General features: G+C 55.9%; 8 protein-coding genes. 5 read left to right on the top strand and 3 right to left on the bottom strand.

The features are described from left to right. Positions 1-584 precede the first annotated feature (584 nt). The 3 genes from ACFWW2_RS16005 to ACFWW2_RS15995 form a co-directional block, all read right to left on the bottom strand. On the bottom strand, positions 585-1,439 hold the full coding sequence (locus tag ACFWW2_RS16005; protein ID WP_393929532.1) for a hypothetical protein: 855 nt from the start codon (positions 1,437-1,439) through the stop codon (positions 585-587). Beyond that, complete coding sequence (locus ACFWW2_RS16000) at positions 1,436-3,367, bottom strand: hypothetical protein (protein ID WP_393929530.1); 1,932 nt, start codon at positions 3,365-3,367, stop codon at positions 1,436-1,438. The genes ACFWW2_RS16005 and ACFWW2_RS16000 overlap by 4 nt, the downstream gene beginning before the upstream one ends. A gap of 227 nt (positions 3,368-3,594) precedes the next feature. Beyond that, a complete protein-coding gene (locus ACFWW2_RS15995; protein ID WP_393929528.1) occupies positions 3,595-4,758 on the bottom strand; it encodes a phosphatase PAP2 family protein in 1,164 nt (387 codons plus the stop codon). Positions 4,759-5,729: 971 nt separating this feature from the next. Between ACFWW2_RS15995 and ACFWW2_RS15990 the strand changes: the two genes are divergently transcribed. The 5 genes from ACFWW2_RS15990 (at position 5,730) to ACFWW2_RS15970 (ending at position 10,048) form a co-directional block, all read left to right on the top strand. After that, entirely contained in the window at positions 5,730-6,641 is a 912-nt protein-coding gene (locus ACFWW2_RS15990) for a hypothetical protein (RefSeq protein ID WP_393929526.1), read from the top strand. A gap of 120 nt (positions 6,642-6,761) precedes the next feature. Then, positions 6,762-8,489 carry a peroxidase family protein gene (locus ACFWW2_RS15985; protein ID WP_393929524.1) on the top strand — a complete coding sequence of 576 codons (1,728 nt, stop codon included), beginning with the start codon at positions 6,762-6,764 and terminating at the stop codon, positions 8,487-8,489. A 48-nt stretch (positions 8,490-8,537) separates the two neighbouring features. Further along, the gene (locus ACFWW2_RS15980) at positions 8,538-8,756 is read left to right on the top strand and encodes a hypothetical protein (RefSeq protein ID WP_393929522.1); all 219 of its coding nucleotides are present in this window, start codon (positions 8,538-8,540) and stop codon (positions 8,754-8,756) included. After that, a complete protein-coding gene (locus ACFWW2_RS15975; RefSeq protein WP_393929520.1) occupies positions 8,753-9,688 on the top strand; it encodes a hypothetical protein in 936 nt (311 codons plus the stop codon). Before ACFWW2_RS15980 ends, ACFWW2_RS15975 begins: the two co-directional genes overlap by 4 nt. Continuing rightward, on the top strand, positions 9,689-10,048 hold the full coding sequence (locus ACFWW2_RS15970; protein ID WP_393929518.1) for a hypothetical protein: 360 nt from the start codon (positions 9,689-9,691) through the stop codon (positions 10,046-10,048). Positions 10,049-10,223 lie beyond the last annotated feature (175 nt).

The following is a 10,223-nucleotide window of genomic DNA, read 5'->3' as shown; positions in this document are numbered from 1 at the left end:
AAACATGTGAACGGATCCGAGTCATACATCTCCAAGAACCGCCCCACTGTTGGCCTTCGACAGCCTCTGTTTCGCTTCGAGTAGATACTTGTCGAAATAGCCCGGCTCAGTGCGCGCACATAATTCCTAGTTATCGTTACTTCACAATAAATGGCACCTTGGCCGAGCAACTCTTGTCAATCAAGCCCACAGCGTAGACCCAAGCTGCATTAATGAAGTTCTCTCAATGCGCTCAACGCATTCGCGAGGCCAGCGCCGGCTACGTTATCAGTAGAGCCTGTAACACCGTCAATGACGGGATCTGCTGGTCTCATAAGAATACTCTTAACTTCATGAGGCTTGAGAGCTGGGTCCGCCTGCAGCAACAGCGCGCAAAGCGTCAGACGTGAATAATGTGATACATCGCCTGCGGACACCCGTTTTTGCGGTGACAAGGACCATCGAGCCGCACGAAGAGCGGATCGAGTACTTCAAATACGTGTTTGACTGTCGTAGCGGCGCAGGTTTCACCGACAACAATCTGGAGGCGCCCTTTCTCCGATGGTGAGATAAAGTCGCTGCGACGATGTTTCGTTGGCTACAAACTATGGTTCGAAAGGGTTTAGATCATTGAACCCGTGTGACCCTACGCCAAACGTCACCTCAAAAGCGTTCGTTTCGAAATCTCCACTGTCATCCACGCCGTTGAGGCGACAGACGAAACTGTACTCTTCTTGAGGGCCCCTCACGTTCTTCTCCAGTAGCCGGGCAGACAGACTGGCATGATAGTTAAAACTCGATGACATCGGCAGCCAAGCGCCCTGACCAATGTGTCGAACAGCCTCGTCGGCAAGCTCTTCGAGGTCCCGTGAACTGCTGAACTCGTCAATCCCCGACAGGTGGGTCAGCAATTGGTCTCGAACTTCGGTATTCCGTGCCCCGTCCATTTCTGTCCGTGGCGCGTCCTCAACGCTTGCGTTCCAAACACCCCACGTGACCAACGTCGACTCGAGCCGTGATCCAGCCACAAAAAGGCGCGATCCAAACTCACCCTCGTTATAGCTGGCCGGATATAGGCTTAACTCAAGGGAATGCTCAGAAGACCATTCTTCCTGGCAACGCAGCGTTCCATATAGCAACGCGGGGAGTTCGTTGAAATTTACGATTTCGGTCTTCAGTTCGGTCCCGTCAAAGAACACGTCAATGATGCGAACATCGCTGGGATCGGCAATGCCAATGAACGTCTTATAGGCCCCCCAAAGAGGCTGCCAAGCGACTGCAATCGTAAGCGCCGTTGCCGCAGCGGGAAGGAACATGTTCACCATGTGTCGCCACCCCTGATAGGTGCCGCAGGACGGACAGCGTTTCGCGCCCTCAGATATCGGTTTTATGCAAAACGGGCAGCGGTGGGGGTCTGTGGCGGCAGGCAGGTCACCGGGTGGGTCTTGGGTGTCGTTCATGATGAAACGCTCCAGGTTCTATGCGGGCCGTAGGCTGGCAGCCGCCCTGCCCCGACTTTCAATTTATCAAGGCGATCAATGCCGATGCCCTCCGGATCCTCATAGGCCGCCGCAACCTCTTCCAGCGCGGGGGATGTGCCAACAACCGAGAGGTCAGCCGACGGATTAGCCTTTGCTTCGATCAATTGATCGACGACCCATCGACAGGCTTGCGGGGCGGCAAAACTGGTCCCGCGCAGGGCAACGCCTGACCGAGACTGCGTTCCCGCCGCCAACACGCCCCTCTGCGCCGGCGAGCGATCTACCGGATAAGACGCAGTGGGTGTCAGCCCCAAGGGTCTGCCGTTGGAAACAGGTGCGCGATCTGCGCTGTAATAGGACGCCGAAAATGGCGCGGGTCGCCCATCAGACGCGCGATGCCCCGCAATCCGCAGGATGTCTTTGGCATTGGCCAACGCATTCTGCGTCCCTTTGCGTTGGACCGCCCCAAAGATTCGGGCATTGTCCTGCAAGTAAGGCTCATCTTTATAAGGCGTCTCGGCGTTTGGATCGACCTCATAACCGTAGGTGTCCATCATCCGCCCGTTGGGCAAATGTGTACGGTAAGTATGATTGTCAAAATAGGAACGGTGATTGATCTGAACGTTGGAATCCGGTTCCTGATCGACCTGAACCCCCATGTAGACCTCACGCGAGCCACTTTTGGGGTTAAGGTCGGCACCGCGCCAACCGATTGAGATCTTCCAAGCGCCGCAGGGCGCTGTGGACCCCTGTCCTGTGGGATCATATGTTGGCAGCACCGCAATGACATATCTCAGCCTGCGAAGGGGCACGGACTTTCGATTGTTGATCGCCGGTGGCACGTCAACAACATCGCAATAAATCCGCGCGATATGCTCTTTATAATCAAAGATCAGACCATCTTCTGCCTTCTCAAACGGGGTTGGTTCGTCATAATCGGGTGGCGTAAGCGACACCAATAAAGGCGCACCAGGGTTTTCAGTGGTCATTTCATCGCTGGCCAGATTAACCCAGATTTCCACGAAGTTGTCGGATTGATCTTGCGGCAACACCCGCCATGGGATCGTTAACTGTGTTTCTGATCCCAGATCCCATCGTGCATTCGCCCGCGCCAGATTGTCATTTCCGACTGGCATTACAAGCCGTGTCTGAGCATGGGATTTGCGTTGATCGGCAAGCGCCTCAAATTCCTGCTCGATCAAGCTGCTCGCGGTTTTGGTGCCCGATTGTTGGCCGTAGGACAGATTGAACACCACATCAAATCCACCCTCCGGATCGGCCGGATAAAGGTGCCGCCAAAGGTCTCTGGTCACCTTAATGACCTGACGCATGGCAAGCACCACAAACAGCTCAAGAAACGTACCCGCCATCCCGATGCTTTCTCGGTTCGGCAACGACACCGCAATGATAGGACGTAGTTTAAGCGCATCGTCGGAAGTCACGGCAGGATCAAGGCCCGCAGCCAGATCAAGAACATGGGTTCCGTGGGACACGTGGCGTAGAACATTTACGTGGACCGCTGGCAGCCCGTCGTCGATCTGATGGCTGGGCGGGCGCAACCGTTCAACCTCTTTGGCAAAGTCGAGAGGGTCAATTGTGCCGCCTCGCTGTGCCTGCGCCATCGCCTTTTCAATCTCGGCCCGCCACAGCATTTGCCCAAACGGATGCTGGCCTGACCTATCAAACTGGGCCCCCTGTGACCACGCCGCCAGAATACGCGTTTGTGGCGCACCCTCTTTTGTTGGTTTGCACCGGAAATTTTCATGAGACAGCGACACAAAATCATCAATGATCACCGTAAAAACCGCGTTCTTGTCTACATCTCCCATCTGTTCAAGATCAGATACTGGTGTCGGAAAGCTCAGCGTCGGTGTGGTGTTGTCCGGGTTAAGAACCGATCTGGGCAATGGAATTGACGACTCCCCCGTCGGGCCAATTATCGGTGCTAGCACCTCTTTGATGTCACCGTCAAAATCTGCCGATGCCAAATGCTGAAACGCTAACGTGGGCGGCACTTTCAGCAAATCGGTTTTAAAGGCAGCTTCGCCCCCGTTTTCGGCCCACCAATGAACATAAGGAGAGACAAGCCGGTACTTTTCAGGCCCACTGGTTCTTCGATTCTGCACCTCCCACGTCATTGGCCAACACCCTTGGTCCATTCCGCCTGCGCCTTACGCCACAGCCACGCGAACCCCGCTGGCGCATCCTGTGTTGTCGCCGCAGCGCCTGATATGGTTCTGGCAATCAGCAGATCATTGACATGGTGGAGATCGAAATCTTCTGTTTTATCCGGCATTTTTACAGCCGCATTGCGTCCAAACAGTTTGCCTTGCGCAATATCCTGAAGAGATTGGCCAATCAAACACCCCATGACGGCACCAGCCGTTGAATCGATGGGAAAATGGACCCCCGCAATGGTGCGATTGATCGCAATCCGCGCCGCCACACGGTACGGCATCGGATAACCCTGATTGGTCTGGATCGGTTCTGTCGCGGGGTTACGTCTTGACAGACCATCGACCGTTTCTCGGCCCAGATCACGCGGGGTCTCGACGGTTTCATCCGTAAGGCCACCCATCAAGGCATGCAAAACTGTTGCAAGAACAAAGGCTTCGGTGGCGTGCCCTGACGGAAACGCGGAATGATCGGGCGTCTGGATCACCGGATTAACCGAAGGTGACAGATCAATCGGTCGCGGCGCGCGACATAAATGTTTCATCTGATGCTCAAGGCGCGCGGTCATCCGCAACACCGTGTACAAAAGCTCGGTCGTGTATTTGCGGCGCGTGCTGTTAAGGTAACCAACCGCCCCAAAGAACGAGATAAGATCACCGGTCTGGATACTGATTTCGTTTATCCGCTCAGAGCGCAGATCGGCATAATCGCGAAGAAACCGAAGCTGCGTTTTGAAATAACCCGGTTCTGGACGTTTCAGCGTCAGCAGATGCTTACCCTTCTGCTTGATCGTGCCACCGTCAGCAGATGGATGGACCGAAAACAGGGAACACAGCTCACCATCAATCAAATAGGCCCGATTGGTCGGCGACAAGTAGTCAAACGGGTTTTCCGCATCGCTCCCTAAGGGGGCAGGACCAAATTCCGGCGTTCCATCCCAGAACCCGATGACAGCGTCATGTGTTATCGCAATCGCATGACCCAGCGCCGGACCCGCGCTGCCGCCGGCATGCAGCCCGTGTGCGGTGCCATGCGCTGTTCCATGGGTTGTCCCATGCGCGGTACCATGTGCTGTGCCGTGCGCCGTCCCATGCGCTGTCCCTTGCCCAATCCCAAAGTCCATTTTATTCACTCCTCATTAAAAATGGTCACCACAAGGGTCCTCGCCTCGATGCTTTCGGTCAACGGCATGGCCCACAACGCCGGTTGAATTTGCGGAAAATTAACGGTTCCGGGCGGCCTTCTTGCCGTAACGGCAGGTGCCTGTCACATTGTTGGAAATTATTTTGAGTCTTTTTGCGAGTTCGGACCGGGGAGTGACGGTGCATGAAACATCCCAGCGCACATAAATCAGTGGGGCTAACGGTCCACCTGTGGGGCGCGTTTCAAGTCACTGGTCCGCGCGGCGAGGACCTAACGCCGCGCCTTGCGAAATGTCAGGCCCTCTTGGCAATGCTTGTGACCGCGCGCAACGGGACACTGATGCGCAGCTCAATTCAGTCCCTCCTCTGGAGCGATCGAAGCAAATCTCAGGCAAGCGGGTCCCTGCGCCAAGCACTGGCCGCCTTGCGCAAGACGCTGGGCTCTGCAGGCCATCATCTCACGACCGATCGCCAACGTGTGCAATTGTCGCTTGAAGGGATCACGATTGCCCCACGCACCGGACAAGAGGGATTTCTAGACGGATTGGACGTCTCTGATGAGGCCTTTGAGGACTGGTTGCGTCAAGAACGCAGTGTCCAAGACAACGACACGGGGGACAGTCCGGCGGCCCAACGCCCATCCGCGCGCGACCACGACGCACCCCGTCTGAACCGCCCCCGTGCAACGACAAGCGTGGTCATCACAGCAAACGGGGCCGGTGATCTCGACCTTAACTCAATCGAGGTGTTCTTGATCGATTCCGTCGCGCGCTCCCTGCGCGAAAATTTTTCGGTTCCCACGTTCACCCATGCCCAAACCGGTTCAAGCGATAATCCCCTGCATGTGGAAATCATCGTCCAAAGGGTAGATGACAAAAGACTGTTCCTTGCCGCCCGTTGCCTCGGCCAAGGCCAATCCGAACTTCTGTGGTCGGGTCATCATGTCGTCACGTTGACAGGCGCCCTGCCCTTCGAAGACATCGACTTGTTGAGCTGGATCAACGAAATCGTCGCCGCCATCGTCGACTTTCTCCAAATTGATCTCACCACCAATGATGATGCCTTGAATGCCACTCACCTCGGCCTGACCGCCCTGAAAGAGTTGTTTTCCATGGAAGGCTTGCGTGTCGCCCAAGCGGATCGCTTATTTGAACGGGCATTCGAAAAAGACCCAAAGGCCATCTACAGTGCATGGCGCGCCCAACTGCGCGGCATTCAATGGGTCGAAAGACATGACACGGATGCCTCTGTCCTTAAGGAACAAGGGCTCGAACTTGCCCAAAAAGCGCTGGCCCAAGAACCCGGAAATTCATCCGTCTTGGCAACCGTTTCAAACGCGCGCCAGATCCTGGACGGCGACGTTTTTGCCTGTGAAACCCTATCCAGCCTTGCCGTCAAATCCAATCCGGCCAATCCCTTAGCATGGTGGAGCCGCGCCCTAAGCCATTCTTATTGCGGTCGATCAAAAGAAGCGCTCGTGGCAAGTGATCGCGGCCACAAGCTGGCCAGCGGGTCTCCCTATCTCTTTTGGTGGGATATGCAGGTTGCGGTCTCGGCCTGTGCAGCACGACAGATGGGTAGAGCCATTATCGCCAGTGAACGCGCCGCCGTATTTGCTCCAACATTCCGCCCGCCCATGCGCGTATTGACCGGCCTACATGCCGCCCATGGATCGCAGGATCGCGCCGTACACTGGGGCAAAAAACTGGCCACTCTCGAAAGCGATTTTTCGCCAGACCGTTTGATCGGTGATCCCGATTATCCATCGTCCCTGCTGGATCGATATTCGTTGGTGGACCAGTCCGCATTGCGGCCCGTCACTGAACGCGTCTTCAGTGACAAAACTAAAACAAATGAAACATAATTAACAAAACCGGCCGTGAATTTGCGCTGCGTAAACGCTCGATTTGCTGACCGATAACGGCCCTCCCTGATCCTGTCTGCATTCAGGTCCATCCATTGGGCGCAGACAAAAGGGAATAACATGCTCGTTTCATTCAACCATGGTACCGACGTTCCTGTAACCGATGGTCAGATGGCCAAAGACGGTCGCTCGTTTGGGTATTACTTCAAAACAGCCGAGGCGCTATCTGACGACCCCAAGGTCGCGCAAGCCTTCGACAACCTTCAACAGAAAATGGTCGAAACCGCCATGTCGGACGAAGGCGACCATTCCAGCCAACCGCCCATTTTCACCTATTTCGGGCAATTCGTTGATCATGATGTCACCGCACTCACACACAACCGCGATGTGGATCGTCTGCCTGACATTTCGGACCCAGCCTTGGCCCCCGTCCCGCGTGACACTGTTGCTACGTCTTTGATGAACGTGCGGACCGGTCGGCTCGACCTCGACAGTCTGTATGGTGTGTCAAATACAGTGGACCCGCAGACCCCAAACGCAGCGCTCAACAAATTGATTGGCCTGATGCGGTTTCACAAAGACCGGGCAAAGATGTGGGTCGGCACCTACGGCAACCTGGACGACCGTGTCGAATTTCCTCGCGACATTGGCGGTGATCTGTTGCGTATGGGCCGGCTGTTGGACGGCGGCTTCTTCACACTGGACGACATTGACGCCCTCCCGCCCGAGCATCGTGACCTGTTCGTCAAGAAAGGCGCCAATGTTGATGATGAAGGGGCAATCAATCGAAACCGTGCCGTCATCGGCGACGCGCGCAATGATGAAAACCTATTCATCGCGCAACTGCATTTGGCCTTTCTGAGGCTGCACAACACTCTTGTCGATGCATATCCGCACACCCGCAAATCCGGGGATGAGGACGACGTTTTCATTTGGGCAAGAACGGAATTGCGCAAGATATATCAATGGCTTATTTTAAATGCGTGGTTGCCTCAAATCTGCGATCCACGGGTCGTTAGCCGCATTCGCGAAGACGGACCACTGCTGTATAAGCGGTTCTTGGTCGACAACAATTGGACTAAAGGGGCCCCCCTGCCGTTGCCCCTTGAATTCAGCACCGCCTGTTATCGGTTTGGTCATTCGACCGTTCGCAGCACCTATGACTGGAATGAAAATTTCGGGCGCGGCGGCGACAGTGACAACCGTGCTCGGTTCCAAGAATTGTTTGCCTTCACGGGGTCCTCTCCTAACCCGATGTTCGGTCAAGAACGGCTGCCCGGAAACTGGGGGGCCGACATGCAAAGACTGGTCTTCTCTCCAGCCCTTTTCATGGATCGTTCGACGCGGACCATGGACACGGCCCTGGCCCAGCCTCTGACAAACATGGTTAATCAAGGCGCGAATGCGATTGATCGCAACCTTGTCCTGCGCAACCTGCGGCGCGGCTGGCAACACAACCTCGCCACGGCACAGGGTGCGGCCGCAGCACTGAACACCATTGGTTTGTTTGTCGCACCGCTTTCGGCAGACGACATCGCTGCGGGTCCAATGGAGGCCGAAATCAAGGCCGCCGGCTTCGATACATCAACACCACTTTGGTTTTATACCCTGAAAGAGGCACAGTTGGTGGGGCGAGGACAACGTCTTGGGCCCCTTGCCAGCCATATCGTGGCAGGCACTCTCATTGGCTTGATTGAACACGGCCCAGCGTCGGTGTTGCAGGAACCCGGATCCCAATCCGGCCTGTGGCATCCCGTGGATGGCGCGCGTCCTGCCGGGCAGGTCGTCGACAGTTTCCCCGCAATGATGCGGGCCGCGCTGTTGATGGAAAACCCCGACGCCGACTAGCGCGCAATCCAATCACCCTTGTTTCAGCCCCCTACGAAAGGAAAACGCATGCCTCGTATGCAATCCAAAATCCCTGCCCGCAAAGTCGTGGCCAGCTCAATCGGAACAGCCCTTGGCGTCTTGGTCATCTACATCCTGGAAACGATGTTCAGCCTTGATATTCCAACGGGCGTTCAGGGCGCGATCTATACTCTCACAAGCTTTGCCTTGGGCTACATCACCCCACCCGCTTCGATTGACCAAATCGAAGTCGCGGTCGAGGCATGAAGATGTATCGCGCGCTCACCCGCCCCGCCTTCGCACTTGGCTCTGCGCTTTTGATCGGATGCACAGCACCAGGCATCTCAGCCGGGATCACCCAATCCCAAGCTCTTTTGGCACAAACCCAGACCGCGCTTGAACCCGCCTTCAAGGTCAGAATTGTATCCGAACTCAGGGCTGCCGAATTAGAGGCCGCCCGCAATGGTCGACAGCTTGTCGCGCTCGATGAATGCTTTCGGGTGCGACAGGCCGAACTGGCCTATGACATGCGCCAATGCTCGGTGATGACGTTCTTTGATCCGCTCAAAACCTCTTCGGAGCCAAACGCAGCACAGGTGTCAGCAATCTTGGGCATCATGTCGGATTACTTCGCTGCATTGGACACCCTGAACAAAACCGACAGCGTGACCGAACTGCGCACCCTGTCCGAAGGTTTGGTCAAATCTTTCAACGAACTCGGCGCAAGCCCAAATCAGGATCTCTCCGGTCTGGGCCAACGGGGTGCGGATGCCCTTGGCTCCCTGCCCGCCCTAGCAGAATTCATCGCCGACCAAGCCCGCATTGGGGCCTTGCGCGACGCGATGGATGCGGCGGATCCTGTGTTGGATGACTTCGTGGTGGCCGCGACACCTGTCCTCAGTGAGCTCGGTGATCCCCTGACCGCCGCGCGCAATCGGCTGGCTGATGCTGAATTGGACTACCTGACCGCCTTTACCGGGGGCGCATCACCCGCCCGACAGGTTGATCTCGCCGAAGCGGTCCGAAAGGCCGACGCAGACCTGCGCAAAGCCGAAGAACGCTCTCCCATACGGCGGCTGTACCTCATTCGGGCCACCCACGCTGAAATGCTGGAAACCTTGGAAAACGGCGGCAGCCTGGATGAACTCAACCGCCTTGTCGATCAACTCACTGAACTTCGAACCGCACTGGAGACCTAGATGACAAATCCGAACCAACAGGCGAAAAACAATCTACAAAGCCTCAAATCATCCACCATCAACGCCCTCCTCGCCCTAACAGCTGCCGCGGCCCAGGCCCGCGCGGCCGACGATGATCAGAAAAGCGCGGCCCTTTTGATACAAAGCAACACCTTGTCGCAAAAGCTTGTGGCCCTCGAAGCCATGCGTTTGGCGATACGGGCCGAAGAAACCTCACTAAGTGACATCATGACAACGCTCCAGTCGATCACAGACGACGCAAAGGCGACCTCAAAGGCAATCCGCACCGCGTCCGATCAGATCGCGACAGCTACGAAATTTGTATCACTATTGACAAAGCTGAGTGGGCTGTTTGAGTAACGACGGAGGCTGAGACCCTAAACAGCATCTTGCTTGTTTGGTGCAATGACGGAAGCGCGCCTATCAGACGCTGGTCGGGCAACGAGACAAATCAGAAGGTAATAATGGGTCCCATTATCGTTACCGCAATCGATGCAAACTTGGCACGCTGACCGCCAGTGGCCAACTGGCGCTT

Source organism: Yoonia sp. R2-816, from assembly GCF_046762905.1.
Classification (GTDB): Bacteria; Pseudomonadota; Alphaproteobacteria; order Rhodobacterales; family Rhodobacteraceae; genus Yoonia.
Note: the sequence above shows the minus strand (reverse complement) of the source record. Positions and strands in the feature narration are given on the sequence as shown.